General features: G+C 41.8%; 21 protein-coding genes and 4 tRNA genes. 12 read left to right on the top strand and 13 right to left on the bottom strand.

The genetic code is table 11. The features are described 5' to 3' along the window. The first annotated feature begins 308 nt into the window (after positions 1–308). From B9T36_RS01265 to B9T36_RS01295, 7 genes are all read left to right on the top strand, one after another. Positions 309–1,739, top strand: a complete 1,431-nt coding sequence (locus B9T36_RS01265) for an amino acid permease (protein ID WP_086207781.1) — start codon at positions 309–311, stop codon at positions 1,737–1,739. 179 nt (positions 1,740–1,918) lie between these two features. Then, positions 1,919–1,994, top strand: a tRNA-Glu gene (locus B9T36_RS01270). Positions 1,995–2,102: 108 nt separating this feature from the next. Beyond that, on the top strand, positions 2,103–3,515 hold the full coding sequence (locus B9T36_RS01275; RefSeq protein WP_086207782.1) for an amino acid permease: 1,413 nt from the start codon (positions 2,103–2,105) through the stop codon (positions 3,513–3,515). Between the two features lie 80 nt (positions 3,516–3,595). Further along, positions 3,596–4,501, top strand: coding sequence for an alpha/beta fold hydrolase (locus B9T36_RS01280; protein WP_086207783.1), 906 nt, complete (start codon positions 3,596–3,598; stop codon positions 4,499–4,501). Positions 4,502–4,633: 132 nt separating this feature from the next. Further along, positions 4,634–4,709: transfer RNA gene (locus tag B9T36_RS01285), tRNA-Glu, on the top strand. A 24-nt stretch (positions 4,710–4,733) separates the two neighbouring features. Next, positions 4,734–4,809, top strand: a tRNA-Glu gene (locus B9T36_RS01290). Positions 4,810–4,856: 47 nt separating this feature from the next. Next, positions 4,857–4,932, top strand: a tRNA-Glu gene (locus B9T36_RS01295). Between the two features lie 77 nt (positions 4,933–5,009). Here B9T36_RS01295 and B9T36_RS01300 read toward each other — a convergent pair. Next, a complete protein-coding gene (locus tag B9T36_RS01300; RefSeq protein WP_086207784.1) occupies positions 5,010–5,618 on the bottom strand; it encodes a YiiX family permuted papain-like enzyme in 609 nt (202 codons plus the stop codon). A gap of 65 nt (positions 5,619–5,683) precedes the next feature. Between B9T36_RS01300 and B9T36_RS01305 the strand changes: the two genes are divergently transcribed. After that, positions 5,684–6,349, top strand: a complete 666-nt coding sequence (locus tag B9T36_RS01305) for a glutathione binding-like protein (RefSeq protein ID WP_086207785.1) — start codon at positions 5,684–5,686, stop codon at positions 6,347–6,349. 7 nt (positions 6,350–6,356) lie between these two features. Here the strand turns inward: B9T36_RS01305 and B9T36_RS01310 are convergent, their stop codons facing one another. The 6 genes from B9T36_RS01310 to B9T36_RS01335 form a co-directional block, all read right to left on the bottom strand. Then, positions 6,357–7,601, bottom strand: a complete 1,245-nt coding sequence (locus tag B9T36_RS01310) for an NADH:flavin oxidoreductase/NADH oxidase family protein (RefSeq protein WP_086207786.1) — start codon at positions 7,599–7,601, stop codon at positions 6,357–6,359. A 119-nt stretch (positions 7,602–7,720) separates the two neighbouring features. Then, positions 7,721–9,310: an ABC transporter ATP-binding protein gene (locus B9T36_RS01315; protein ID WP_086207787.1), complete on the bottom strand. Its 1,590-nt coding sequence runs from the start codon at positions 9,308–9,310 to the stop codon at positions 7,721–7,723. After that, the gene (locus B9T36_RS01320; RefSeq protein WP_086207788.1) at positions 9,285–10,298 is read right to left on the bottom strand and encodes an ABC transporter permease; all 1,014 of its coding nucleotides are present in this window, start codon (positions 10,296–10,298) and stop codon (positions 9,285–9,287) included. The genes B9T36_RS01315 and B9T36_RS01320 overlap by 26 nt, the downstream gene beginning before the upstream one ends. Further along, entirely contained in the window at positions 10,298–11,359 is a 1,062-nt protein-coding gene (locus B9T36_RS01325; protein ID WP_086207789.1) for a microcin C ABC transporter permease YejB, read from the bottom strand. The genes B9T36_RS01320 and B9T36_RS01325 overlap by 1 nt, the downstream gene beginning before the upstream one ends. Before the next feature lie 21 nt (positions 11,360–11,380). Further along, positions 11,381–13,222: an extracellular solute-binding protein gene (locus tag B9T36_RS01330; RefSeq protein ID WP_086207790.1), complete on the bottom strand. Its 1,842-nt coding sequence runs from the start codon at positions 13,220–13,222 to the stop codon at positions 11,381–11,383. 35 nt (positions 13,223–13,257) lie between these two features. Continuing rightward, the gene (locus tag B9T36_RS01335) at positions 13,258–16,536 is read right to left on the bottom strand and encodes a LysM peptidoglycan-binding domain-containing protein (RefSeq protein ID WP_086207791.1); all 3,279 of its coding nucleotides are present in this window, start codon (positions 16,534–16,536) and stop codon (positions 13,258–13,260) included. Between the two features lie 209 nt (positions 16,537–16,745). On the opposite strand from B9T36_RS01335, the gene dnaQ reads away from it, so the two are divergent. From dnaQ to nudC, 3 genes are all read left to right on the top strand, one after another. Further along, on the top strand, positions 16,746–18,167 hold the full coding sequence (dnaQ, locus tag B9T36_RS01340; RefSeq protein ID WP_086207792.1) for a DNA polymerase III subunit epsilon: 1,422 nt from the start codon (positions 16,746–16,748) through the stop codon (positions 18,165–18,167). A 126-nt stretch (positions 18,168–18,293) separates the two neighbouring features. Beyond that, a complete protein-coding gene (locus B9T36_RS01345) occupies positions 18,294–19,937 on the top strand; it encodes a chemotaxis protein (RefSeq protein WP_086207793.1) in 1,644 nt (547 codons plus the stop codon). Next, positions 19,937–20,713, top strand: coding sequence for an NAD(+) diphosphatase (nudC, locus tag B9T36_RS01350; protein ID WP_086207794.1), 777 nt, complete (start codon positions 19,937–19,939; stop codon positions 20,711–20,713). The genes B9T36_RS01345 and nudC overlap by 1 nt, the downstream gene beginning before the upstream one ends. A 35-nt stretch (positions 20,714–20,748) precedes the next feature. On the opposite strand, the gene B9T36_RS01355 is transcribed toward nudC, so the two are convergent. The 3 genes from B9T36_RS01355 to B9T36_RS01365 form a co-directional block, all read right to left on the bottom strand. Then, positions 20,749–21,633: an alpha/beta hydrolase gene (locus B9T36_RS01355; RefSeq protein ID WP_086207795.1), complete on the bottom strand. Its 885-nt coding sequence runs from the start codon at positions 21,631–21,633 to the stop codon at positions 20,749–20,751. Next, on the bottom strand, positions 21,623–22,306 hold the full coding sequence (locus B9T36_RS01360) for a BON domain-containing protein (protein WP_086207796.1): 684 nt from the start codon (positions 22,304–22,306) through the stop codon (positions 21,623–21,625). The genes B9T36_RS01355 and B9T36_RS01360 overlap by 11 nt, the downstream gene beginning before the upstream one ends. 61 nt (positions 22,307–22,367) lie before the next feature. Next, positions 22,368–22,775, bottom strand: a complete 408-nt coding sequence (locus B9T36_RS01365; protein ID WP_086207797.1) for a YraN family protein — start codon at positions 22,773–22,775, stop codon at positions 22,368–22,370. A gap of 363 nt (positions 22,776–23,138) precedes the next feature. Between B9T36_RS01365 and rsmI the strand changes: the two genes are divergently transcribed. Beyond that, positions 23,139–23,981: a 16S rRNA (cytidine(1402)-2'-O)-methyltransferase gene (rsmI, locus tag B9T36_RS01370; protein WP_086207798.1), complete on the top strand. Its 843-nt coding sequence runs from the start codon at positions 23,139–23,141 to the stop codon at positions 23,979–23,981. 174 nt (positions 23,982–24,155) lie between these two features. Here rsmI and B9T36_RS01375 read toward each other — a convergent pair whose 3' ends face one another. The 3 genes from B9T36_RS01375 to surE form a co-directional block, all read right to left on the bottom strand. Next, on the bottom strand, positions 24,156–25,085 hold the full coding sequence (locus B9T36_RS01375; protein ID WP_086207799.1) for a LysR family transcriptional regulator: 930 nt from the start codon (positions 25,083–25,085) through the stop codon (positions 24,156–24,158). 95 nt (positions 25,086–25,180) lie between these two features. Then, a complete protein-coding gene (locus tag B9T36_RS01380; protein WP_086207800.1) occupies positions 25,181–25,999 on the bottom strand; it encodes a peptidoglycan DD-metalloendopeptidase family protein in 819 nt (272 codons plus the stop codon). Between the two features lie 153 nt (positions 26,000–26,152). Continuing rightward, a complete protein-coding gene (gene surE / locus B9T36_RS01385; protein ID WP_086207801.1) occupies positions 26,153–26,923 on the bottom strand; it encodes a 5'/3'-nucleotidase SurE in 771 nt (256 codons plus the stop codon). Between the last annotated feature and the right edge of the window lie 39 nt (positions 26,924–26,962).

A 26,962-nucleotide genomic window follows, 5' to 3' on the forward strand; every position in this document is an offset into this window, starting at 1 on the left:
ATTTTTAAGTGCTTTATGACTATGCTGAAAAAAGCTTTGATCTGTTTATTGATCTTATCGCCATCTTTTTTTTACCTTTGGTATGTCAATCAAGATACTCACTCGCCCCAACCAATCAACTCGTCACAAGAAGTGCATTCAAACACCGAAAGCAAAAGCTCATACCCAACACCCGATCACTAAGATATACAACTCAAATATTTGTTTTTTAAATTAATCTAGATACTTCATCCGAAAATTCCAATTTATGTGAATTTTCATCTTATTAAAAACTAGAATATCACTTTAAGCCCATTGTTTCATTTACTATGCAATCTGCAACACCACCTTCACAACCCTCAACGAATTCACCGCAAAATACCTCATTGAAACGTGCCATGAGCACGCGTCACCTGATCATGCTATCGCTAGGTGGTGCCATTGGCACAGGCCTATTTATGGGCTCAGGTGAAGTAATTTCTCAAGCAGGCCCTCTCGGTGCTGTGCTGGCTTATATTATTGGTGGTTTAATTGCATATATGGTCATGCTTTGCCTCGGGGAGCTTGCAGTACATTTACCTGTTTCTGGTTCATTTGGTGCCTTTGCAACACGCTATATTGGCCCTGGCACAGGTTATATGGTGTCGTGGATGTATTGGCTCGGTTGGTCGGCAACACTCGGCACCGAATTTACCGCAGCAGCCATTTTGGTACAGGAATGGTTCCCACAAACCTCGATCTGGTTATGGACATTAATCTTTGCCAGTGGCGTACTGATTTCAAACCTTAGCTCAACCCGAGCTTTTGCAGAGTCTGAGTTTTGGCTATCCATGATCAAAGTCGCAACTGTACTTATTTTCATTCTTTTAGGCTTTGCCTGTATTTTCGGTGTCATCCCTTTTCAAGGATATGAATCTGCACCTTTATTTAGCAACTTAACCGCACAAGGCTGGCTACCGAATGGCCTTATTCCTTTGTTTACCACCTTATTAATTGTGAACTTTGCTTTTAATGGCACAGAAATGATTGGCATTGCCGCAGGTGAAACTGAAAACCCAGAAAAAAATGTACCTAAAGCCATTCATGCTGCGGTTTGGCGCCTGATTATTTTCTTTGTGGGAACCATCGTTGTTATCAGCTCACTGCTCAGCTATAGCAACACAGGTTTGCAAGTGGGTGGACATAGTGGCTTAAGCAGTAGCCCATTTGTGACTGTATTCACCCAAATGGGCATTCCTTATGCAGAAGACTTTATCCGTTTTGTGATTATCACGGCATTATTATCAACCGCAAACTCAGGCTTATATGCAGCCTCACGCATGATGTGGGCCTTATCCTCACAAAACCAACTACCCAAGCTTTTTGCTAAAGTAAGTAAATCTGGGGTGCCTTATATTGCCATTTGGGTCACTATGATTGGTGGCTTGCCGGGCTTGCTCTCTGAGCAGTTTGGTGCAGATGTCATTTTTAAAAACTTGATGGGTGTTGCTGCATTCACTATGGTGATTGTCTGGATGAGTATTTGCTGGAGTCAGTTTAACTTCCGTCGCCAATGGTTAAAGCAAGGTCATGCTTTATCGGAGCTGAAATTCCGCACCCCTTGGTATCCATTGGTTCCGATTTTAGGTTTTATCTGCTGTACTGCGACAGGTTTAAGTATGGCAGCAGACCCTGAAATGCTTTCAGGTTTTATTGGCTGCCTACTTTTCATGGCAGCTTGCTATGCTAGTTACTATTGGCTCTATCACAATAAAAATTAAGCCTCTTCACTAACAGTGAGCTCAAGTCCACACCTTGAGCTCAGTTTTAATTCGATACAAATTGGACTATTAAATTTAATTGCTTGTTTTGTCTAATGTTTGAACTCTTGGTAAACATATAACTAAAACCCTTTTGACAAATAAGCCTTTAATCCTTAATATACGCATCACCTCACAACGTCCCTATCGTCTAGAGGCCTAGGACATCGCCCTTTCACGGCGGTAACCGGGGTTCGAATCCCCGTAGGGACGCCATCTCTTGATCTTCTGATCAACACTTATTCATAATTATTATTATTTCATTGCAGATTTGCAGTTTTTCACTACAATAGCCCGCTTCATTCCCCAACTAATTCAACGCTTATGCACTCATCTCCGAATGATGCTTCGCATCAGGGCAATTCTGCGCCTTTAAAGCGCGCTATGAGTACTCGACATCTGGTCATGATTTCGCTAGGTGGCGCAATCGGAACAGGTCTATTTTTAGGGTCGGGTGAAGTCATTGCACAAACGGGGCCTGTAGGTGCCATTATTTCTTATTTTCTCGGTGGGATCATTGCCTATATGGTCATGCTGTGTTTAGGGGAACTTGCCGTTCATATGCCTGAGTCTGGCTCATTTGGTGCTTATGCCAAACGCTATATAGGCCCAGGTACAGGTTATACCATCACTTGGTTGTATTGGCTCACGTGGTCAGTCACATTAGGCACAGAGTTTACAGCGGCTGCCCTTCTTATGCAGGAATGGTATCCAGATAGCTCAATGTGGATGTGGACCCTAATTTTTGGTGCTTTCGTATTTACACTGAATATGATTTCAACCAAATGGTTCGCTGAATCTGAGTTCTGGCTGGCTTTGGTAAAAGTTATCACGGTTGTTGCTTTTATCTTATTAGGTTTAATGGCAATTTTTGGAGTCATTGGCTACAGAGGTTATGAAGCTGCGCCTTTATTTAGTAACTTAACAGCGCAAGGTTGGTTCCCTGAGGGCTTATTTCCAATCTTTACTACCATGCTGATTGTAAACTTTGCATTTTCTGGTACAGAGCTGATTGGTGTTGCTGCGGGTGAAACCAAAGATCCTGCCAAGAATGTACCCAAAGCCATCAATACTGCGATTTTCCGCTTATTGATTTTCTTTGTAGGTACCATCTTGGTCGTGACTTCACTCCTTCCGCATCAAGAAGCAGGTTTAGCGGCTGAAGGCGTGAGCAGTAGTCCATTTGTAACGGTATTCCAACACATTGGCATTCCGTATGCCGAAGATATCATTCGTTTTGTGATTATCACAGCACTGCTATCTGCTGCAAACTCAGGGTTGTTTGCTGCATCACGTATGATGTGGTCACTGTCTTATCAGAAACAATTACCAGCAGTATTTTCAAAATTAAATACTCGCGGTATTCCTTATGTTGCAGTCATTGTCACGATGATTGGCGGAATGCCGGGTTTACTGTCTGAACAGTTTGCACCTGAAACAATTTTTACCAATCTACTTGGTATTGCAGCCTTTACCATGGTCGTAGTTTGGATGAGTATCTGTTTAAGCCAATTTAACTTCCGTCGTCAGTGGTATAAACAAGGACGTAAAAAAGAAGAATTAGGTTTTGCAGCCCCCCTGTTCCCTATTGTGCCAATCCTTGGCTTTATCTTCTGCTTTATCACCTGTGTCAGTATGGTATTTGACCCAAGTATGCGTATTAGCTTCTTTGGTTGTTTACTGTTTATTGCAGTCTGCTATGCAAGTTACTATAAGTTCTATCACAATAAATCCTAAGCATTTATGTTAAAAAGAGCGACTGAGGTCGCTCTTTTTTTTATACTGTTTATATCAAGTACATCATCGGTGCATACACGATGAATATTGTATGGATTCATGGGATGAATCAGCAGCATAAGACTGCGCGTACCCTGCTTCAACATTGGCTTATCATATTAAAACAGGCCTTAGAACCGTGCGGAGAAGCAGATTACTTTCTTTATATTCAGCGACACAGTCGGCTGGCCTTTTACGGAGACCTTCTAACACGTCAGCATTTAGAAAACACCCTCAATGCCAGCACCCTCATACCGCAACACTGGTCTCCTTTTTCTTTTTTACATCCTATTCACCTAACACACACCGCTACACTCAATATCGAACATCAGACTGAAATTTCTCAAAACCCTCAGCTCACCATTTCTGATGAACTCTCATTCAATCATAAAATTAAGTACATCAGCCTATTGAGTAAGGATATTGCATTTCGTGATTTAGGAAGCTTAATGAATCACTTTCCAAAGCTACATAGCAGCTTTATTCATCGCTTTTTAATTGAAGCTTATCTATATTTATCCAATCCACACTTCATCCACACAGTGCATACACGTCTGCATGAGCAGTTACATGGTACGAAAGCTAAGATTGTGATTGGCCACTCTCTAGGCAGCGTGATTGCCTATAATTATTTAATTCAACACCCTGAACTCCACATTCAAGCGTTTATTAGTTTAGCTTCACCCCTTGCTTTTCGGGTCATACAGTGTCATTTACAACAACCCATTCAACGACCTGTGGCTTTATATGGCGACTGGATCAATTTTTATTCAGACATTGATTTTCTAAGCGCATTTCCTCTCTATCAAAAACCATTTGCATTTAATCCCGCCATTATTAATCAACAAATCACCACCGATCTTGCTCACCCTCATCTGATTGAGGGTTATTTACAACATCCTAGGTTTATAAATAGCCTCACCGATCTGCTTAAAAAATCGACTTAAATCATATAGTTTTTAATCACTTTATCTCTATTGTTTTAATTTTATGCACTCAACACTTAAAACTGGAATTATTTAGAGAAAAGCGTTTGACACCCCTCTGTTTTCGCCCTAATATACGCCCACCTCTGAAACGTCCCTATCGTCTAGAGGCCTAGGACATCGCCCTTTCACGGCGGTAACCGGGGTTCGAATCCCCGTAGGGACGCCAATTTCAGAAGTAAAGTTTTATTCAGTCCCTATCGTCTAGAGGCCTAGGACATCGCCCTTTCACGGCGGTAACCGGGGTTCGAATCCCCGTAGGGACGCCATTACTTAAGATCAAAAGTAATCGGTTTTAAAACATCACTTCTGTACTGTCCCTATCGTCTAGAGGCCTAGGACATCGCCCTTTCACGGCGGTAACCGGGGTTCGAATCCCCGTAGGGACGCCATATTTGAGATTGATTTTTTCTAAAGTCATCTCATAAAAAAGCCCAAGCATTATGACTTGGGCTTTTTTATTGCCTGTCTATTTACGATCAACTTCAACTAAAGCTGTCGAGGCAAAAATAGTCTGTGGTGCAATCACAGTTTCATTCAAGGGAATGTTTTGCCCATATCTCTGTTGCATGAGTTGCTTGACTTCAGACGAACTTAAATCAAATTGCTTGAGTTTGGATAACGGAGCCAACTCAATGCCTAAAGCATCATGATAAGCTTTCCAGACTATTTCTGAGCAATATAGCGCACGATTGTCCCACTCAAAATAAAGATCATAAGGCTGACCTAAGTATTGTTCTGCGTTCTTGATTAGCTTCTGCTTTTGCTGAACAGTCAAATTTGATTTAAAGCGCTTCACCACATAATGTCGCTCAACCCCGCAATCAATCCACTGCTGAAGTGCCGTATATTTCACAGGCTGAACTGCCTCTAAAACCCATGCTTTTCCATTTTTATTCACCATTAAACCCATATGGCTATAACGAGATTTGGTCGCTTTTTGTATCCCTAAACTTTGTTGAGACTTCGAGACGTGAAAAATAATATCGCCCGTTTGATAGGATGTATTCGCCCATAGCAGTTGAGGACTTGCCCAAAGTAAAACAGCACTTAAAATCACAACATTGCTATTTTTCATCCTAGTTTTCCTTTATTCTTCTTTTTATAGATACGACCTATCATTTTTAAAACTATAAAATATTTATGATCTTACATCATCTTCAAAACTCACGTTCACAGCGTATTCTTTGGCTACTTGAGGAACTTGAGCTGTCTTATGAACTCAAACTTTATGATACAGCACAAGCTAAACAAACCAATCTGAAATTTCCGACGCTCGACATTCCACAAGATGCTCAGACTGTACGATTGACTGAAAGCAGTGCCATCGCAGAATACTTATGCCAACTACAGCAGAAGTTGATTATTCAACATGACCATACACAGTATTGGAACTTCTGTTTTTATAGCCGTTATAGCGATGCCAGTCTCATGCCCAACTTGGCATTGAAACAGGTCTTCCAACACATTAAACAACAAACACCTTTAGTTGTACGTTTTGTGAGTTTAGCCTTTCAAGGCGCCTTCAATCGCGCTTATTTAAACCCTGAGCTACATCGACAACTTAAACAAATTGATACTCACTTAAGCACGCATTCATACTTTGCAGGCGATGTGTTTAGTTATGCGGATATACTAATGTGGTTTCCACTCTATGCAGCCAGTTATGCCACACCGCAGTTTGCTCAGTATCAGGCCATTCAACACTATTTCACCCAAATACGAAGCAGACCTGCCTTCAATGCTGCAATGGCACGCGGGCAATGGTCTGCTTCCTATTTTGAAGACTATTGGTCTATCACGCAGTAAGTTCTACTTAGGCAGACTTTCTAGAGTTAACTTGCCCTTTAATCACGGCTTTCACATTGCCTTTTAAATAATTAAAAAACACTTTGAGCGGTGACAGTTTCGGATTTGGTTGTTTGCCTTCTGCGATATCCTTAAATTGCGCGGCGTACCAGATCACTTCCATAATCGCCATTTTATCAATCATCGAAATACCCGTTTTAATCTTATCGACTGCATAACGCACATCTTGCCCTGCAATTAAACGGTTGGTCACATCGGGTTCTACCGCAAACGGGCGTGCCATCCCAATAAAATCACACGCACCACTTTCTAAGGCTGCATTCATACCAGCCACAGTGCGAAAACCACCTGTCACCATCAACTTACACTGGACATGTTTACGAATTTTTTCAGCAAATTCTAAAAAGTAAGCCTCACGTGCAATGGTCGACGCTTTACGTTTTTCTTGCTTCACTCCTGCCATCGCAGGTGCTTCATAGCTACCACCTGAAATTTCAATCAAATCAATCCCAGCCGCATCAATAGCTTTAAATGTAGCAATGACATCTTCTTCCGAGATTCCACCACGCTGAAAATCTGCTGAATTAAGTTTGACCGAAATAATAAACTGATCCGAAGTCGCTGCACGTACCGCTTTATAAATTTCCAATAAAAAACGCATGCGGTTTTCAGCAGAATCACCCCATTGATCTTGGCGTTTATTGGTCAAAGGTGATAAAAACTGACTAATCAGATAGCCATGTGCGCCATGTAATTGCACTCCTTCAAAGCCTGCTTTTTCACAGATTGCAGCTGAAGTTGCAAAGCGCTGGATAATATCGAGGATTTCATCTTCGCGAAGCGCTCGCGGCGTTCCAAAGCTCATTGCTAAAGCAGGGCTAAACGGAACTGCTGAAGGTGCAACCGTCTCCTTATTTAAACCCTTTGGACATTGACGTCCCGGATGTGACAACTGCACCAATTGCACCATGCCATGTTTTTTACCAATCGCAGCCCATTGTTTTAATGATTCTAAGTCACGTTCGGTTTCAATCACCACCACACCCGGCTCATTTTTAGCTCGGAAGTCCACCATCACATTACCTGTAATGGCACAGCCTAGGCCACCCTTTGCCCAAGCCTCATACAAGCCCAAGTGCAAATGATTCGGCTGACCTGCATGATTGGCCAGTGCTTCACTCATCGCCCCTTTAATCATCTTATTTTTAAAATGGACCTGGCCAATGTCGATTGCGCTTGCAAGCTGGCTCATGAAAATTCATCCTTTAATATTTTTTAGTGTTTTTACTCTATGTGTTTTTTGGCTACAGTCAAGAAAATTTGACAATTCATTTTGTCAAATTCTCCAACCTTTTATTTACTAAAATAATTTTACTGATACTGACTGGCTTGAATCAGTCGGCGTGTATAGTCAGACTGCGGTTGCTTAAAAAGTTGTTCAGTGGCTTGTAACTCCACAACTCTGGCATGTCGCAAGACCAAAACGTGTTGGCAAAGTGCTCGTACCACTTGTAAGTCATGACTAATAAACAAATAGCTGATGCCCTGCTCCTGTTGTAGACGGCGTAATAAAGCCACGATCGAACGTTGCGTATTTCGGTCTAAAGCCGAGGTTGGCTCATCTAAAATCAATAGTTTTGGTTGAAGTACCAAGGCTCTCGCCAAAGCCACACGTTGCCTCTGTCCGCCAGATAGCTCATGTGGATAATAGCTTTTAAATGTGACTGGTAACTCCACCTGAGATAAGACATTCTCAACACGCTGTGTCCTCTCGAACAAGGACAAAGGTTTTAAGGTCAGACCTTCCATGATAATTTGCTCAACACTCATACGTGGATTTAAACTTGCAAACGGGTCTTGAAACACGATTTGAAAATCACCGCGAAATGGACGTAATGCTTTTTGCGAAAGTTGGTTTAAATCATGTCCTCCAAACTGGATCTGTCCTCGACTTTCAATCAACCTTGCTACAGCCAGTGCCAAAGAACTTTTGCCTGCACCACTTTCCCCCACTACGCCCAATGAATGCCCTTGAGCAAAGCTCAAGTCCAAAGCTTCAACCGCAGCACGATACTGCGTCGTGCGATTCAACCAGCCTTTTTTAATCGGAAATTTGACCTCAAGTTGTTTTAAGCTGAGTAAAGGTGCTGCATCTTGTACGCTAATGGCTTGACCAAAAGAATGATTGATTAAGTTTTGAGTATAAGGAGACTGCGATTGCTCAAAAATCTGCGTAACCGCCCCTTGCTCTACGACCTTGCCCTGATGGATGACCACAACATCATCAGCATAATGTTTCACCAAGTTAAGGTCATGGCTAATCAAAATCATGGCCATGTTATGACGCTGTTGTAAAGACTTGAGCAAGTCTAAAATTTGAACTTGTAACATGACATCTAGTGCTGTGGTGGGTTCATCAGCAATCAAAATATCAGGCTCTTGCACCAGCGCCATGGCAATCATGACCCGTTGGCGCTGTCCACCAGACAACTCATAAGGAAAACGTTGCAACACACTTTCAGGATTTGCAATACCCACATCCTCTAGCAAGGCAATTACACGCTGCCGAGCTTGTATTTTCGACCACCCCTGTAACCAAAGAGTCTCAGCAATGATCTTTTCCACCCGATGTAAAGAATTCAAGGCGGTCATCGGCTCTTGAAAAACCATCGTGATTTTTTGCCCACGAATCGGCCTAAATTGTGCATCGTTCAGCGCTAAGAGATTTTTTCCATCTAACAGTACTGAGCCTTGCACTTGCAATATTTTCGGCAATAACCCCATCAAGGCTAAAGCGCTGATTGATTTTCCTGAACCGCTCTCTCCAACCAGTGCTAAAGTCTGCCCAGCACGCAGTTCAAAACTGAGCTGTTCGACCAATACCCGCTCTGCACTTTGAATACTCAGTGCATTCACTTTAAGTATCGGTGCTGTACTATTGGCGTCTAGGGTCAAATGCATCGCGCAAAGCCTCCCCGATATACATCAGCAACGCAAGCACAATGGCCAAGCTGAAAAAGCCAGACAGTGCTAACCACGGTGCATTTAAATTATTCTTCCCTTGTAACAAAAGCTCGCCCAGTGATGCCGCATCAGGTGGTAGGCCATACCCCAAGAAATCCAGTGCTGTTAACGCAGTAATATTGGCAGTTAAGATAAAAGGGAGTTGTGACAAGCTAGAGCTGATGGCATTGGGTAAAATATGCCGAAAGATAATAGCTCGGTTGGTGACACCTAAACTCCGTGCTGCACGAACATAATCCAACTGGCGCGCTCTTAAAAACTCAGCACGTACCAATGGAGCCAAAATCGTCCAACTGAATAACAGCATGATGAAAAACAGCCAGTAGATATTGGGGCTGAACATACTGACTAGAATCATCACCATGAACAGCATGGGTAGCCCACCCCAGACTTCTAAAATGCGCTGCCCAATTAAATCGACCCAACCACCGTAATAACCTTGTATTGCCCCAATCACAATGCCCAATACAGCTGAACTGAAAGTCAAAATAAAACCGAACAGCAATGAGACACGTAAACCATACAATACACGCGTCAGAACATCACGACCTTGGTCATCTGTCCCGAGCCAATTTTGCGCCGTGGGTGGTGATGGTACTGGGACAGTTAAATCTACATTGGGAGTTTGATATGAATATTGAATCAACGGCCACATGGCCCAACCTTTTGCTTGAATCAGCTGTTGGACCACTGGATCTTTATATTCAGTTTCAGTCTCAAAAACACCGCCAAAAGTCGTTTCAGGATAGTGTTTCAATACAGGGAAATACAAAGCATGATCATACTTCACCAACAACGGTTTATCATTCGCGATCAGCTCTGCGGCTAAGGACAGTACAAAAACACAAAGAAATAAAATACAACAACTGAGCCCGAGCTTATTTTGCTTAAATCGTTTGAAACCTGCCTGTAAAATGGGTGACATCAGCCTCTCCCTTGCGAATCAAAATGTATTCGCGGATCAATCCACTGATACAACACATCGCCAATCAGACGCAGCAGCAAGCCCAACAAAGTAAAAATGAACAAGGTGCCAAAGATCACAGGATAGTCGCGTTGCACAATCGCCTCAAAGCCCAATAAACCTAAACCATCCAGATTAAAAATGATCTCGATAAATAAATTACCTACAAAAAAGTAAGCGATTAAAGCTTCAGGTAAACCTGCTACCACAATCAATATTGCATTGCGAAACACATGACCATACAACACTTGAGACTCGGTCAGACCTTTAGAACGCGCCGTTAACACGTAAGGCTTGCTGAGCTCTTCCATAAACGAATACTTGGTAAGATAAGTCACCGTGGCAAAACCACCAATCACCATGGCTAACAGCGGTAAAGCCATGTGCCAAAAATAATCTTTAATTTTGCCCCATAGCGACAAGTCCGCAAAATTTTCCGAAACCAAACCTTGTAAGGGGAACCATTGAAAATAAGAACCGCCTGCAAAAAATACAATCAGAAGAATTGCAAAAATAAATGCAGGAACCGCATAAGCCACGGCCAGCAGTAGCGATGTAGACTGATCAAACACCGTACCGTGCAATCGAGCTTTTTTGATGCCCAAAGGAATGGAAATCAGATAAATTAACAAGGCACTCCACAGTCCCAAGGACACGGATACAGGTAATTTATCCTTAATCAGTGCTGTAACGGGCTGGTCTTTAAAAAAGCTGGTGCCGAAGTCCAGTTGCGCATAATTTTTCACCATTTCAAAAAAGCGTACATGCATGGGCTGATCAAAACCATAATGTGCTTTGATCTTTGCGAGCATTTCATCACTAAGTCCTTGTGCGCCTTGATAGACATTTGAACCTGCACCTGCACCGCCCAGATTACCCAAAGTTTGCATGACTTCCGCTTGCTGAATAGCTTGCTCAACAGGCCCTCCAGGCGCAATTTGGATCACAGCAAAATTGATCAACAAAATCAAAAATAAGGTCGGAACAATCAGCAACAGCCTTTTGAATATATAGATACGCATCTCAAAAACCCCTATGCCAGCTTATGGCTTGGTTGCCTGACCTAAATACTGGCTCACCTTTTTTGTCTGTTTAGCATCACTCCACCAATAATCCAACCCGACATTCAACTGCGGGCTCCGTGCCGGTTTTTGATACATATTCCAATAGGCATACCATTGATCAGCTTTACCATAGGTTGGTATTTGATAATAACCTGCACGCAGCAAGCGATCTAAAATACGCGTTTGTACCACCACTTGCTTACGATCAGGTGCTTGAATCAACTGTTGAATCATCTGATCAATCACCGGATTTTGAATGCCTGAATAATTATAATTTCCCACCTGATGGGCTGAAGTACTACCCCACAGTTGTACCTGTTCTTTGCCCGGTGTTAAAGACTGCGGCATCGTTTGTAGGGTCATATCAAAAGCTTGAGTACGCATCCGCTCATAATACTGAGGTGTATCAACCTGTCGAATGTTTAGCTGTATTCCTAGTCGCTTTAGATGGCGAACAAAAGGCGCAACTTCACGCACAGCATCACTTGGCTGAATCAGAAACTCAAACTGGATCGGCTTATTTTTCTGATCCAACAATTGCCCTTTGGCATTATATCTATAGCCATTTTTTAATAAAATCTGTCGTGCGATAAGCAAATTATTTCGATTATAGCCCGATCCATCTGAAGCTGAATAATGCCAATTTTTTAAAACGCCGTCTCGCTGCACAGGATGCAATTTCGTCAAATAAGGTTTTAAAATTTTGATTTCAGCAGCCGAAGGCAGACCCTTCGCCTCTAGTTCGCTATTAGAAAAATAACTTTGCAGACGTTGATATTGCCCATAGAACATCGCTTTGTTTTGCCACTCAAAGTCGTAGGCATAAGTTAAAGCTTGGCGAAAATAAATATCTTGAAAGGGCTGACGACGAGTATTAAACACAAAACTTTGCGTCGGTATCGGATTGAAATGCTTAAAACGATACTTTTTAATAAGACCTTGTTTCACTGCGGGAAAGTTATAGGCAGTCACCCATTGTCGTGCGGATTCTTCCTCATGCAAGGTATATAAACCCGCCTTAAATGCAGTAAAAGCAATATCTTTGCTGCGATAATACACATAGCCTACACGGTTAAAATTATAGCGCCCTTGGTTGACCTTTAAATCTCTGGCCCAATACTTTGGATTACGCTTATAAACAACCCGCTGCCCTGCATTGATTTTCTCTAAAACATAAGGGCCTGAGCCTAAAATCGGTTTGACTGAAGTTTTACTGAAATCTTTGCCTTGCCAGTCTTTTTTTGAATAAATTGGCATTCTAGCCACAATCAAAGGCATTTCCACATTATTTCGTGTTTTAAAATACATTTTGACGCTGTATTTGGACAACACTTCGGTCTTGGCTAAATCCGACAAATACATCTGTAAGCCAAAATTGGACTTGCTTTGAAAGATATCAAAACTGAACTTTACATCAGCTGCGGTAACAGCACTACCATCACTAAAGCGTGCTTTTGGGTTTAAATGAAAAATGATCGCATTAAAATTTTTCGGGTCATAGCTGACCTTTTCTGCCAACAATGGATACATCACTGCAGGCTCATCTAACGAACTACTCATGAGTGAATCAAATAAATAATTGGTTCCCTCAACCGCAGTACCGCGACCATTCATGCTGTTTAAGTTATCAAAACTCCCAATGACTGCACGTGTTAATTCGCCACCCTTCGGTGCCTGCACATTGGCATAAGGCAGATGATCTAATTGGCTGTATTTCGGCATACCATAAGGTGCAATAAAAGGCATGGTCTGCACTGCAGACCATGCCTTTAAAGGTATCGTTACAAGGCTGAACAGCAAGAGCGTTGTTCTAACCATCATCGGAGATTTCTCTGAAATTGCATTTCAACTCAATATTAGTTCGGCACCTTAATTACATCACCAATGCGCAACTGCGTATTCGGCTTAATGTCATTGAGCTCAGCCAATTGCGAAGTGTCCATCCCATAACGGCTTGCCAGTCCAATTAAGGTATCACCACGTTTCACTGTGTACTGCGTAATCAGTTTCGGGATTTGAATGCTTTGGCCAACTTGTAAGCCCGCACGTGCACTGAGGTTATTTAAAGCAGCAAGCTCTGACACCGACATCCCAACACGACTTGCAATTGAGTTTAACGATTCACCTGACTTCACTTTATAGCTTTCAGTTGCTCGACCTGAATTTGCTTGTGGTTTTGCTGTCACTGTTTCTGTTTTAATTGGCGCCGGATCAACATCACCGTCTATTTTTAAACGCTGACCGACACGAACATTGGCCGTACGGCTTAAGTTATTCAGTTCAGCCAAATAGTTAAGCTGTAAGTGATATTTACGCGCAATACTATTTAGGGTTTCACCCGATTTCACCACGTGAATATCAGTTGAGTTATTACTTGCAGTCGTTTGTTTTTCGACTGTTTTCGGCATTTCAACAGCAGATACTTCACCCGTTAATTTGAGTTTTTGACCCGCACGTAAGCCCGCTGTACGACTCATATTATTGAGGTCAGCAATATAGTCCATACCCAAATTATATTTCGAAGCAATCGCAGTTAATGAGTCCCCCGACTGAACGGTATAAGTATCTGGCACAGTTGAACCCGCAGGGATTTTGATTGTTTGACCGACTTGTAAACCACTATTGCTTGAAATGTTGTTTAAATCCGCAAGCTCTGACAGGCTCATTTTCGACTGTGAGGCAATGCTATATAGCGTATCACCACGTTGCACTTTATAACTTTCAACTTTGAACTGTGGTGCAGCTTTAGCATTATCAATTTTAACAGAAGAGGCTTTTGTATTATTTGCCGCTAAGCTTTTAACATCATTGAGAGGCACATTAATTTTTTGTCCCACCAACAAGTTGCTGCCCGCATTTAAACCTGGTGTTAAATCTGCCAATTCTTGGTTTGACAGCGCATAGCGGTCTGCAATCAGTTTCAGATATTCGCCACGTTTCACAGTATAAGACTGAGTTGCTACTTTAGTTTGGCTAGTCGCTTTCTCATCGTTAGCTTTTGCGCGTGATTGTGCTGTTTCTTTTAAGGAAAGCTTTTGTCCCACACGCACGCCACTGCTCACACTTAAACCATTATAGTCAGCCAACTGTTTAAGACTTAAACCAAATTCATCTGCAATACCCGTTAAAGTATCATTGGCACGAACGGTATAACTATCAGGCTTAGAATCTGTTTTTATAGCAGAACGCGGTTCGACTTTTTCAACCAGAGGTTTTGCGTCATATAAATAAATAGAGGTTCCGACATATAGTGTAGCATTGGCATCCATTTGATTCCATTTCGCTACATCACGCCAATTCACCCCATTTTTAGCTGCAATTACGGCTAAAGTATCACCCGGTTGTACGGTATAAGTTGAACGTTTGCCTTTTGGCGGAACAATTACAATTTCAGAGTCAGTCTTAACAAAGTTTTTACCTTGATTACGTTTCACTTCGTCCGAATCAAGACTGGTATTGTCTGCCACCGATTTTGGATATGCAAAGCCTTTAGTCAACTCTTTACCTTGTAGCTCAGCCACAGACTGACTCGTTTGAATTGCAGTCAGTTTAATTTTGCCATCTAAAGGATCGACAATTTCTGTCCCTTGTGGTGCTAAAGCTTGAATTTCAGCAACCACTTCAGCTTGTTCTGCTTTGGTCGCAACAGGTTTTAGGACTTCATCAACAGTTTTAGTTTGACCTTCAGCCTGAATGGCTGCAGTTAACTGCTCACGCTCCGCAGCAGAAATCGGGGGTTCAACTGATACTGGTTTTACAGGTGTCACAGGCGTTACAGCAACAGGAATACGTGGTGCACTTGGAATATCGCTATTGGCAGCAAAGGCTGCTAGTGCACTCGAACCTTTAGGCGTAGAACCGCGTACGGGGGTACTTACACTTGCGGCACTAGATGACGTTACAGTGGATGTCGTTAACTTCGGCTCAGTTTTGGTTGTTGTTGTCGCCAAAACTGGTGGAGTATTTTTCGATGGAGAAATAGTTTTGCTGTTTAAAGTTGGTGGTTCAACCTTGCTCGGTTGGATTGTTTGATTATTTTCAGGCAATTTAGTATTGGCAGATGCCCATAAACCGCCTGAGCCACCTTGTAACTTCTTCAAACGCGCATCAACTGAAGGGCTCAAATCTGCAGGAATTAAAATTCGCATTGGACTTGAACTATCAATCCACTCTCCACGGTGTCCTGGGTTTAACTGATACAATTCGGCTCGGCTTAAACCTGTAATCGACGCAACTTCATTTAAACTCACCGCGCCCACAGTGACTTCTCTAAAGTGCGGACGGTTCGCAATCGGCGGCAAATTAATGTTATAGGCATTTGGATTTTTAATGATCTGCGCAACTGCCAAGAAACGTGGTACATAGTTCATGGTTTCTTCAGGCAGTTTTAACGACCAATAATCCGTTGGTAAACCCGCCGCTTTATTGCGGTTAATCGCTTGTTGAATACGGCCCGGACCTGCATTATAAGCTGCTAGCGCAAGTTCCCATGAACCAAACTGGTTATATAAACTTCCTAAGAATTCATACGCAGCACGCGTTGACTCAACTACATCACGTCGGCCATCGTACTGGCTACTTTGTTTTAAGCCATAAATACGGCCAGTACTTGGAATAAATTGCCATAAGCCCGCAGCTGCAGCACTACTGGTTGCAGCAGGATCATACGAGCTTTCAATCACAGGTAGCAGAGCAAGCTCTGTTGGTAAACCACGACGCTCAGCTTCTTTAACAGTATGATACAAATAACGTGAAGCACGCGCACTTAAGCGATCCAAATACGGTTGACGTGAAATAAACCAACCGCGCTGTGCATCAATACGTGGATTCCAGTGATCACTGTTCATCTTAAAACCCACAGTCATCCGTTTCCACACGTCACCGTGCTTTAACACCAAAAGTCGATCCCCTTCCACCGCGCGCATATCGGTCGCAGAAAGGAGGTCTTCTAAAGAATCTAAACTGTTTGCATCTAAATAACCTGAACCCAGTTGTTTGGACTTCGATGCCTGAGTTGCACTTTGCGTCGAGGAACAGCCTACCAAACCGAGTGTCGCAAGTGCTGAACCGAGGACTGTAATTTTAAATAATGTCGGTAACATCGGTTGGCCAAAAAAGGCAGCTGACTTATACATAAGAGAATCCAAACAACTCGTATAAAATTTATTTTTTAGATCTGCCATTGTAGTAAAGCAGGCCACAGACACAAGGCGTTAATTTAACTCGAAATCAGTATAAATGTTACAAGAAATTAAAAAAGCTGCATCTTATACACTTCTCTAGTGCATTTGCGTTATACAATGGTGCCCGCTTAGTTTTAATTTTCAGTTTACGGAAGTTGTGTATGTCACAAACAATTACCCTGTATGTCGATGGTGCTTGTCGTGGAAACCCAGGTCTTGGGGGATGGGGTGCCTACATTATTACAGAAACTGAAGAACATAAACTGTATGGTGGTGAAGATAATACCACCAATAACCGCATGGAACTCACTGCCGCTATTGAGGGTATCCTTTTTTGCCCAACAGACGCAAAGTTGATTGTTTGGACGGATTCAACCTACGTAAAACGCGGCATTACCGAGTGGATTACGGGTTGGAAAAAGAAAAATTGGAAAGATGTTAAAAATCCAGACTTATGGCAAAAACTCGATGCAGCCTGTCAAGGGCGTGATATCGACTGGCATTGGGTTAAAGGTCATGCAGGTCACGAAGGCAATGAAATGGCAGATCAATTGGCAAACCTCGGTGCCGATCAAACCCAGGCTCAACTTCGTCAGTCTAAAACTGCAACAACAGAACCGTCTGTAGATAAAAAAAAAGTTGAACCCGACTGGTTGTTAAACGATCCTTTTGGTTTGGGTTTCGATGACGAAGAAGCCGATGACAGCGAAGATTTGGCCGAAAGTGAAATAGACGTTCCAGTACAAGTACCAAGTACAGTAGCTGAACCAGAATTTGAGACAACGAAGCCTTCTACTGATCAAACGCCTGAAATTACGGCAAGTGTCGATTTAACACAACTCAATCAACATCCGCAAATTGTGATTACCCCGCGTAAGGTTGAAGTCTTTGGTTCAAGACAACTCATTCTCGATACCGAAACCACAGGTTTTTATTATCAAGATGGCGACCGTATTATTGAAGTCGGTGCCATTGAAATGGTCAACCGCAAACTTACGGGTAGTTCAATTCATATTTATATCAATCCGCAAAAACCTGTGGGCGACTCTGAAAATGTCCACGGTATTTCAGATGACTTTCTTAAAGACAAACCGCTGTACCAAGATATTGCAGATACTTTGTTTGCATATTTAAAAGGTGCTGAGATCATTGCACATAACGCGACTTTCGATATGAACTTCTTAGATACAGAGTTCAAGCGTGCAGGTTTTGTTGCGCTTTCTGAAGTATGTGCGGTGACAGATACTCTCGCGATGGCAAAGTCTAAGCATCCGGGACAGAAAAACTCACTCGATGCCTTAGTTCGCCGTTACGAAATTCCACAGCGTGACCGTACATTCCACGGCGCCTTACTCGATGCTGAAATCCTTGCTGATGTTTACTTAGCTATGACGGGTGGTCAGGTTTCTTTTGATATGGACGCCCTATCACATAGCGAACAACAAAATAGCCAAGCAACACGTCAAACACTTGAAATTGAACTCCCAGTGATTTTACCCTCGACCGAGGAACTAGAAGCACATGAGACTTGGGTCAAACAATACCAAGAAAAACATGGCACACCTTGCCTTTTCGCCAAATAAAATCTAAAGTTTTTGTTAACTTTTGTATTACAAGATTTTTCAGTTAGGCTATAGTGATAAACAAGTTGCTATGCCTCTATTTGGCAGCATATAAACACGATAAAACACTAGGATAGGTGCAGATCAATGTCTTACCAAACCTCTATTCATTTTGATCCAACAGCGCTGCTGATAATAAAAAATGAAGTGGATAATTCCATTAAACTGGTTGAATCAGCTGTGAGCACCTTAGCAGAAGATCAGACTTTACCATTTGGAATTGACGATGCATTAAACCAATTTGAGCAGTGTGCTCAAGTCCTTGCATTGATTGATATGCCAAGCTTGGCAAAAATTGCTGAATACTCTGCTGAGTTAATGCGCAAGATCATGGGGAATCCTGCACAAATTAATACTCAAGATGTCATTGCGCTGAGTGAAGGCACAACGATGCTAAAGCGCTACATTGAATTCATCTGCTTAAGAGAAGTCAAAATCCCACAGTTTTTACTCGATACATTAAACCGACTGGAACTAGCTTTAGGTAAACCTTTGACCCAAGAAGGTCAACATATCGAGTCGCTATTAGATTGCATCACTCCTGATTTTCATTTACCCCAAGCACCAAGTCTTGAAAAATCACAATACGTTCACCGCTTGTATAAGCTTTCTCTAAGCAAAATGCTGAAGCAAGAAGAGAGTGAGTTGGACTTACAAGCTATAAAATTGGTTGGAACCTATTTAGCGGGGCTATCTGAACAAACACCAAGTAAACAGTATTGGAACTTGGTCTATGTTGCACTCAATCAAATTGATCAGCTCATCATCAATGAACCCCGCTTACGCACCCTAGTCAGTATTGAACGTAATATGGCGCAATTCTTTGCAGCCCCTGAAAGCTTCAAAGCAGACTTAACAGATCTTGCTAATATTCTCAGCCTTTGTATTAGCCAAGAAGATGAAGTATCTCAGCAAATTCGGAGTCAACTCAACATTGGCGATGACCTACTGACTGATACTCAACTACAAGTTTTCAGCCGCCACTTATATGGCCCTGATTTTGAAACAATGCATACGATTAGTGATTTGGTCACCGCTGAAATGTCACAAATCCGTAATGATATTGAGTACAACTACCAAAACATGACGCCAGAAAAGACTCAAGAGCTTCAAGCGAAGCTGGTCGATCTTGCCAATATTTTCAAAGTGTTAAATTTAAACGAAGCACATAATGACTTAAACCGTCAGGCAGCATCTCTCAGTCAAACTGATATGCTTAAAGATGAAAACTTTGCACAACAACTCATGAATGTCATTCTGTCAGCAATGAACTCGATTGGCGTACTAGAGCGTCACCATACATCAAGCCGCTTGCAGCTTCGTGTGAATAACATGAATATCTCGCTAGACCGTTTAGACGAAGCACATGCAGCTTTGCTCACAGAAGCAAAAGTATCCATTGATTTAAGCAGTCAAGCATTGACGCAATACCAACAAGAACAAAACTTAATCGTGCTTGAGAATACCTCTGCCCAGTTACGTGAAGTAGCTGGTGCAATGTTGTTCTTGGGTGCAGAACATGGTCAAACAGCACTGAATATTGCAGCAGCATTTGTTCAACAACAGCTAGATGCAGAAACGGCTCTGACGGCAGCGCAAGTGAATCATGTGCTTGATGCACTCGCAAGTGCCGATATGCTGATTGAGAATTTAAAGAGTAAACAACCTGTATTACACAGCATGTTTGATGTAGCATTAGCCAGTAGCCAAAACTTAAAGACTGTTGCCTAATGTCAGAATTATCACTTGCATATATTTTTCATCAACAACAATTATTGGTTGACCATAACTTCCAATTGCCCCGTGTAGAAAAGTTAGCAAGTGATTTAAGTTTTCACTCGGGTGATCAGGTGATTGCCCGAGATTTATTAGAAAATGAGCCTATTCCCGAAGGCTTGCAGTTAATTCCAATTCGTCAGTTACTTCCACTTTGGAGTACTGAGCAATTTGAGCAAGCCAGCCGCGCAATCCAACTACTAGAATGGCGCCGTAATCATAAGTACTGTAGCCACTGTGGTCATGCCACTCAAACACATGCAACCGAATACGCCATGATTTGCCCTGCTTGTGGTTATCATCAGTACCCACGTGTACAACCGTGTGTGATTACAGTCATCACTCGGGGAGAAAATGAAATCCTATTGGCTAAAAATGCACGCAACACACGCAGCAACATGTATGGTTTGATTGCAGGTTTTGTTGAGGTCGGTGAAACTTTAGAAGAAGCTGTACGTCGCGAAACATTGGAAGAAGTCGGGATTCAAGTGCAAAATATTCAATACTTGGCAAGCCAGCCTTGGCCTTTCCCGAGTAATTTAATGGTTGCATTTAAAGCTGAATATGCCTCGGGTGAACTATGTTTACAAGAAGAAGAAATCAGTGATGCACAATTCTTTAAGTTTGATCAACTCCCTGAAATTCCTTTTAAAGGCAGTATCGCGCATGCGATGATTATGCATGCGACTCAAGGGACTATTGTGGCCGATGACACACGTGAGTGGCTATAAGCTCACTCACTGTTCCATGATAAGTTACGACCCAATTAATGCTTAAGTGCATCCTCTAACGCCTGCATGATTTTTTGCTTGGTACTAAAGTAACGACTAAATAAACTTGAGACTGAACCAATCATCGAGATATGTCCCATACGTGGTACGGTCCAAAGTTGACTGTAATTACCCTTTTCTTTCAATCTACGATCCAAGTCAACAGCATTGCTTAAGCCAACAATGTCATCATTTTCTGCAACCAGCAGATAATGTTTCACCGTATTCGACTCAACAAAATAATACGGCATGACTTCTTGATAAGGCTTGTTTTGATCAAAAGCATCTGCACAAATTGGATCGCCTTTATAGTCAAAATGATAAGGCCCTGCCAAACCAATAATGGCGGTAATTTGACTTCGGCACTGGATCTCATAAGGCTTAGGATGATAAAGCGCCGACATCACATTAAATGCACCTGCGGAATGCCCCATCAATACAACTTTTTCAGTCGAAATCTGATACTTTTGTTGATGCACATTTAAAAAGTTTAAAGCCAAACTCAAGTCATCAATTGAGGTCGGAAAGATATGCTCAGGTGCCAAATGATAATTAATCACTGCCACATCAAAACCTTCTTTGGCAAAAGCCTCACCAATGAAGCGATAGTCTTTCTTATCACCATGCATCCACGCACCACCATGCACAAAAACAATTAGTGGACGATGCTCACGTGGCGTTTGTGTGCGGAACAAATCCAAACGATGTCGCGCACGCAAACCATAAGCTACATTTTCTTGAACGAAATAGCCTTTACGCGGCGTTAAACGGTTTAGGGCATAACTACCGACATCATAAATACGAAAATCACGGTACAGTAATCTTGCATACTCTACCGAACGATTCAGTCCTTTAATAAAAGGCTGAAGTTTATTGAACATTACTTGGCTCAACTTGGTCTGGGTCTATCGCTACAGGTGTTTGTTCTGTAGGTACAGCATTCATCATAGGTGATGCAAATGCATTGCTCGTTTGTGATTGTTGTTCAATGTTATCAACTAAGGTAATAATTTTAGTGACGTTACCCACTTGTTGTAATACTTGGTTTAAGTCCGCAATTTCAGCAGTATTTAAACGCCCCATCACATACAACACGCCATCTTCTGTGTGAATCCGTACTTTTGCATCAGAAACCACCGCTGCTTTCATAATCAAACCACGGGTATTAGCCGTCACAGATGTATCTTGCATGATCGTACCGTAACTGATCTGGTCTCCAACAGTAATATAATTATGTACCGTTTTTACATCCGACATCGCACGGACATTATCTTCTGCGAGTTGACGTAAATGCTGATCAGGAACTTGTCCTGTTAATAGTACATTGCCGTGAAAACTTTCAATATTGACACGTGACTGTTTAAAACGGCTATCCAATTTATATAAATTAATTTTTGCAGTACGCTCAATTGAAGAGTCGATGAAAACTTGTCCTAATGAACGCGCACCACTTTCTGTTCCTACAGCAGCTGTCCCTGTTCCACCCGAAATGAAACTTGCACATCCAGATAAACTTGCGACACATAATACGGTCATTGCAATACGATTGAACACTCAGCAAGACTCCTCAATTTTTCAAACTATTTTTAATGCAGCATTTCAGCTCTGATTTTGTTCAAAGATTAATAAAGTCTTGATCAAAAGTAAAAGCATTTTCTATCCATTGCTGATCATAAGTGAATTTTGAAAAATCTTGCTGTATGGTTTTTGCAATTTCTTTAAAAAAATCAAAACAAATCACATCAAAGCGACAATAATAATGCTGGAAATGTGGATGATCTTGTAAAAATAACATGGCCGTTTTGGCTATTTTACGCTGTTTTGACTGGGAAATTGTTTCAACGGCTTGCGCAAATCGCGTTCTTGATCGCGCTTTAACCTCAACAAAGACCAACTCTTGCTCCTTCTGTACAATTAAATCAATTTCACCAAATCTTGAATGATAATTGCCTACCACATAAGCATAACCCTGTTGTTCTAATAAGACCAAAGCTTGCTGCTCTGCCCACTGTCCCAGTTTCATTCTGTTCTATTTCCCCGTTATTATTTTCTATGAATGGCAGTATGATCTAAAAATCACAGCTTAAATTATATATAGTTTGATGACTTCCATTATCTTCCTATCCGCTTAGACATAAAAGCTCTGATCTGAGATGTATCACCACCACTTCTCTTGATGACTTCTACTTTTCCTTATTTCTTAATAGCCAAATTTCAAGCGAAGTCTTAAATTGTAGCTGGAAAATAGATGTCTCATAGATTCTAATTCGCGCCATAGCGAGCAATTCGGGTAGAATGATGTATTGCAGTATGTTTGAAAAGATATATTGCACTTTTAGACTTTCAAGCGAAGTCCTTTTATTATTTTGCAGTGCGGAGAAAACCCATGAGTGCCCAGTTATTTGTAGTCGCAACCCCTATCGGGCACTTAGATGACATGACTTATCGTGCAATTGATGTATTAAAGTCAGTCAAAGTGATTGCTGCTGAAGATACACGAACCTCAGCTCAACTTCTTAAGCACTTCAATATTCAAACCCCTCTTACTGCATGTCATGATCACAACGAAAGTAATAAAATCGACTTGTTAATTCAGCGCTTGCTAAAGGGCGAAGACATGGCACTGATCAGTGATGCAGGTACGCCACTGATTAGTGATCCCGGTTTTAAATTGGTTCGTGCTGCACAAGAGCATAATATCCGCGTCATTCCTGTCCCTGGCGCTTGTGCCGCAATTGCTGCTTTAAGTTCAGTAGGCTTACCCAGTGACCGTTTTAGCTTCGAGGGATTTTTATCCTCCAAACAAACTCAGCGACTAGCAAACCTAGAAAAACTCAAAGACGAGACACAAACGCTAATTTTTTATGAAGCACCACATCGCATTTTAGACAGTGTGACAGATATGGCGAAGGTGTTTGGAGCAGATCGCCCTGTTGGTTTTGCACGTGAAATTACCAAAACCTTTGAAACCATCAAGAAAATGACTTTAGGTGAACTGGTGGCGTTCATTGCCAACGACCATCATCAACAAAAAGGTGAAATTGTTCTGGTTGTAGGCGGTGCAACTGCAGAAAAAGATATGGAACAAGAAAAGCTTGATCAGCTGTTAACACGCCTCTTACAAGATTTATCTGTAAAAGCTGCATCTCAATTGGCTGCGGACTTAACAGGGATTAAAAAGAAAATTGCCTACCAACGTGCTTTAGAACTCACTCAAGGCGACGCTTAAAAATACAAAAATAAAGAGCAGCAGAATTTAGGTTTTTTGCCTCGTTCTACTGCTCTAAATGTTAAGCGGATCAATGTGAACCGCTTAACCCCAAATTATGTTTTTATATCAGTAAAAATTTATAAGTAAGAATATGTAGAGCTTGCCTCATACTTGAGTATTGTCTCTATAGAATTAGCTTGCTTCTTGGTAGATACGACCGCCAGGTAGTTGGCAAAAGTATTGTTTCAAGGCATCCAAACAACGATGGATCTTCATCGGCTGTTGTTCATGCTTTGAAGTGATAGCATATAAAGTAAAATTTGGTAGCTTCCATTCTGGAATAACTTCTACTAAAGAACCGTTCACCAATTCTTTTTGTACATCCAAATATAAAATCCGAGCGACCCCATGACCATGCTGGCACAGCGTTTTTGTCACCAAAATATTGTTACTGGCTACTCTCGATTTCATCTCAAGCTCAACCATCTCACCTGTAACCACATTTTTAAAATCAAAATCATGATTATTTTTCATGATGGTAATCGGAATAAGATCGTGATTTTTTAAATCTTCAGGTCGTGAAATTGGCGCCGACTGGTTCAAATAACTGGGCGATGCGACCAAGATTTGTTCAACACGAGCCAAAGGCACAACATGAAAACTCTGATCGTCAACTATTGGCCCCATTCTTAAAGCAATATCAATACGCCCTGCAAGCAAGTCCACATAATGATTATCTGCTTCTATATGAACAGATAATCCACGATGTGCAGACATCCAATGTGACAAAGCAGGAATCACATGATTTGCACCCAACTCTGGCGTAGTCGCTATTCGTAGCTCACCGACTAGATCATCGCGCAATTCATTGATACGTATTTTGCCACGTTCAGCAGCGGCGAGCATTTCTTGACAGCTGTGGAAAAAAGCCTGACCTGCTTCAGTTAAATTCAACTTTCGAGTTGAGCGATGTAGAAGAACAACTTCCATCTCTTGCTCTAAAGAACGAATTTGCTGGCTCACAGCACTTGTAGTGATGCCTAGCTCACGCGCAGCACCACTAAAGGAACTTTTTTCTACAACACAAGCAAAAACACCCATTGCCCGTAGTTGATCTAACATAAAATTCTCTCTGGATTCATGAGAAGTTTTCATCTTTTCGATAAAAACAACTCATTGTATTATACGGTGAATTTTTTGCTTTGCATCCAGATTTTTTAATTTAATGGTAAAACTATAGTCGGATTGATTGGCTTGCCATCTAGGCGTACTTGGAACTCCAACATGGTACGATTTGTGCCTGTTGATCCCATTTCAGCAATTTTTTGGCCAGCTGTCACATTTTGACCGCTCTTCACATTCATTGCACTATTATGTGCATAGGCTGTGATATAGCCATCAATATGCTTGATCAAAATTAAGTTCCCATATTCTTTTAAACCGTCTGCCGCATATACCACCTGCCCATCTGCTGCTGCATAGATTGGATCGCCTTGGTTACCAGCATAGCGAATACCTTTCACATTATTGGCTAAATTGTAACCTTGCAATACAGCACCATTACTCGGTTTAACCCAACGTAAAGTCGAGGTTTGCGAGCTCGCAACAGGTGCAGTAGGTACTTTAGCAGGAGTCGTGCTGGTTGTGGTGGCTGTATTTTGACTCGGGAGACCAACATTTTGACGTTGAATTGGAGCAACTTGGGTCATTGGTTGTGTTGTTGTGGTACGCGGGTTCCCTGAGCCTTTTAAGCGTAGTGATTGCCCCACATAAATTCGGTACGGTGCAGCAATATCATTCATCTCTGCAACTGACAAATAACTCAGCCCATAACGCATCGCAATACCACTCAAAGTATCACCCGAACGAACCGTATAATAGTCTGGTGCTTTCGCAAAACGTGTTGCATTGTTGACCTGTGGCTTAGACGCACAACCACTTAAAATAACAGTCGAAACAACAGCAGTTGATAAAACAACTGTCTTCAACATGGCTGCGGGTACTGCAATGAAACGGATTTGAGACAACACAGACATTTATCTTACTCTCTAAAAAATACAAAAATAATAAATTTAATTTGCGCTAAGATTAGCAAAAAAGCATGTAGAAATAGTATCTCTGCGCGTATTTTCACAAAGTTATAACAAACAGTTGAGCATACGCCTTGTATTACCCAGCTGTATGGCTATTTATGGGTTCATTTGGACTTGTAATGCATGTAAAACGTCATAATTGGTGGCATCCATTTGAATAGGGGTAATACTCACAAAACCATGTGCCACTGCAAAAAAGTCAGACTCTACAGCATCATACCCCTGTTTAGGCTCTACTACCGCTTCACCAGATAATCCAATCCAATAGACTTGGCGCCCACGTGGGTCAACATGGCTGGTAATTGGTTTCGACTGACTACGACGTCCTTGATAGGTAATTTTCGCTCCCTGTAACTCTGCTACATCTGGGATATTAATGTTTAAAATATGTCGTGGTGGTAGCGTAGGCAAACCTTGTTGAACAAAGTCATGTACCCATTGTGCTGCATATTGATAATCTTCTGGGCTGTTGTAAGAACGTACTTCTGGCCCAGCCAATGATACTGCAATCGCAGGTTGCTTCATGAGTCGACCTTCAAAAGCTGCACCCACTGTTCCTGAGTACAGCACATCATCCCCCAAATTTGCCCCACTGTTAATCCCACTTACAACAAGGTCAAACTCAAAATCAAACAAACCATTCATAGACAAATACACACAGTCTGCAGGTGTACCATTGACTGCCCACATATCAGGTGCAATTTCAATTGGGCGTAACGGGCGATCCAAGGTCAAAGCGCTAGAAAAACCGCTGCGTTCACTTTCTGGGGCTACAATTACAACTCGACCTAAAGGACGTAAAGCACGTGCCAGTGCTTGAATACCAGGGGCAAAAACACCATCGTCATTAGCTATTAAAATATTCACTGCAATCTTCTTAAATCTATACTTGTCTGAAAAAACCTT

Origin of the sequence: Acinetobacter sp. ANC 4204, from assembly GCF_002135205.1 — a bacterium.
GTDB lineage: Bacteria > Pseudomonadota > Gammaproteobacteria > Pseudomonadales > Moraxellaceae > Acinetobacter.

What these genes read in the sequence shown, in the direction of transcription:
- B9T36_RS01310 (WP_086207786.1), bottom strand. Translation starts at nt 7,601, where the DNA reads ATGAGCCAGCTTGCAAGCGCAATCGACATTGGCCAGGTCCATTTTAAA.
- B9T36_RS01315 (WP_086207787.1), bottom strand. Translation starts at nt 9,310, where the DNA reads ATGCATTTGACCCTAGACGCCAATAGTACAGCACCGATACTTAAAGTG.
- B9T36_RS01300 (WP_086207784.1), bottom strand. Translation starts at nt 5,618, where the DNA reads ATGAAAAATAGCAATGTTGTGATTTTAAGTGCTGTTTTACTTTGGGCA.
- B9T36_RS01305 (WP_086207785.1), top strand. Translation starts at nt 5,684, where the DNA reads ATGATCTTACATCATCTTCAAAACTCACGTTCACAGCGTATTCTTTGG.
- B9T36_RS01275 (WP_086207782.1), top strand. Translation starts at nt 2,103, where the DNA reads ATGCACTCATCTCCGAATGATGCTTCGCATCAGGGCAATTCTGCGCCT.
- B9T36_RS01320 (WP_086207788.1), bottom strand. Translation starts at nt 10,298, where the DNA reads ATGTCACCCATTTTACAGGCAGGTTTCAAACGATTTAAGCAAAATAAG.
- B9T36_RS01265 (WP_086207781.1), top strand. Translation starts at nt 309, where the DNA reads ATGCAATCTGCAACACCACCTTCACAACCCTCAACGAATTCACCGCAA.
- B9T36_RS01280 (WP_086207783.1), top strand. Translation starts at nt 3,596, where the DNA reads ATGAATATTGTATGGATTCATGGGATGAATCAGCAGCATAAGACTGCG.
- nudC (WP_086207794.1), top strand. Translation starts at nt 19,937, where the DNA reads ATGTCAGAATTATCACTTGCATATATTTTTCATCAACAACAATTATTG.
- B9T36_RS01345 (WP_086207793.1), top strand. Translation starts at nt 18,294, where the DNA reads ATGTCTTACCAAACCTCTATTCATTTTGATCCAACAGCGCTGCTGATA.
- B9T36_RS01330 (WP_086207790.1), bottom strand. Translation starts at nt 13,222, where the DNA reads ATGATGGTTAGAACAACGCTCTTGCTGTTCAGCCTTGTAACGATACCT.
- dnaQ (WP_086207792.1), top strand. Translation starts at nt 16,746, where the DNA reads ATGTCACAAACAATTACCCTGTATGTCGATGGTGCTTGTCGTGGAAAC.
- B9T36_RS01365 (WP_086207797.1), bottom strand. Translation starts at nt 22,775, where the DNA reads ATGAAACTGGGACAGTGGGCAGAGCAGCAAGCTTTGGTCTTATTAGAA.
- rsmI (WP_086207798.1), top strand. Translation starts at nt 23,139, where the DNA reads ATGAGTGCCCAGTTATTTGTAGTCGCAACCCCTATCGGGCACTTAGAT.
- B9T36_RS01375 (WP_086207799.1), bottom strand. Translation starts at nt 25,085, where the DNA reads ATGTTAGATCAACTACGGGCAATGGGTGTTTTTGCTTGTGTTGTAGAA.
- B9T36_RS01325 (WP_086207789.1), bottom strand. Translation starts at nt 11,359, where the DNA reads ATGCGTATCTATATATTCAAAAGGCTGTTGCTGATTGTTCCGACCTTA.
- B9T36_RS01380 (WP_086207800.1), bottom strand. Translation starts at nt 25,999, where the DNA reads ATGTCTGTGTTGTCTCAAATCCGTTTCATTGCAGTACCCGCAGCCATG.
- B9T36_RS01355 (WP_086207795.1), bottom strand. Translation starts at nt 21,633, where the DNA reads ATGTTCAATAAACTTCAGCCTTTTATTAAAGGACTGAATCGTTCGGTA.
- B9T36_RS01335 (WP_086207791.1), bottom strand. Translation starts at nt 16,536, where the DNA reads ATGTATAAGTCAGCTGCCTTTTTTGGCCAACCGATGTTACCGACATTA.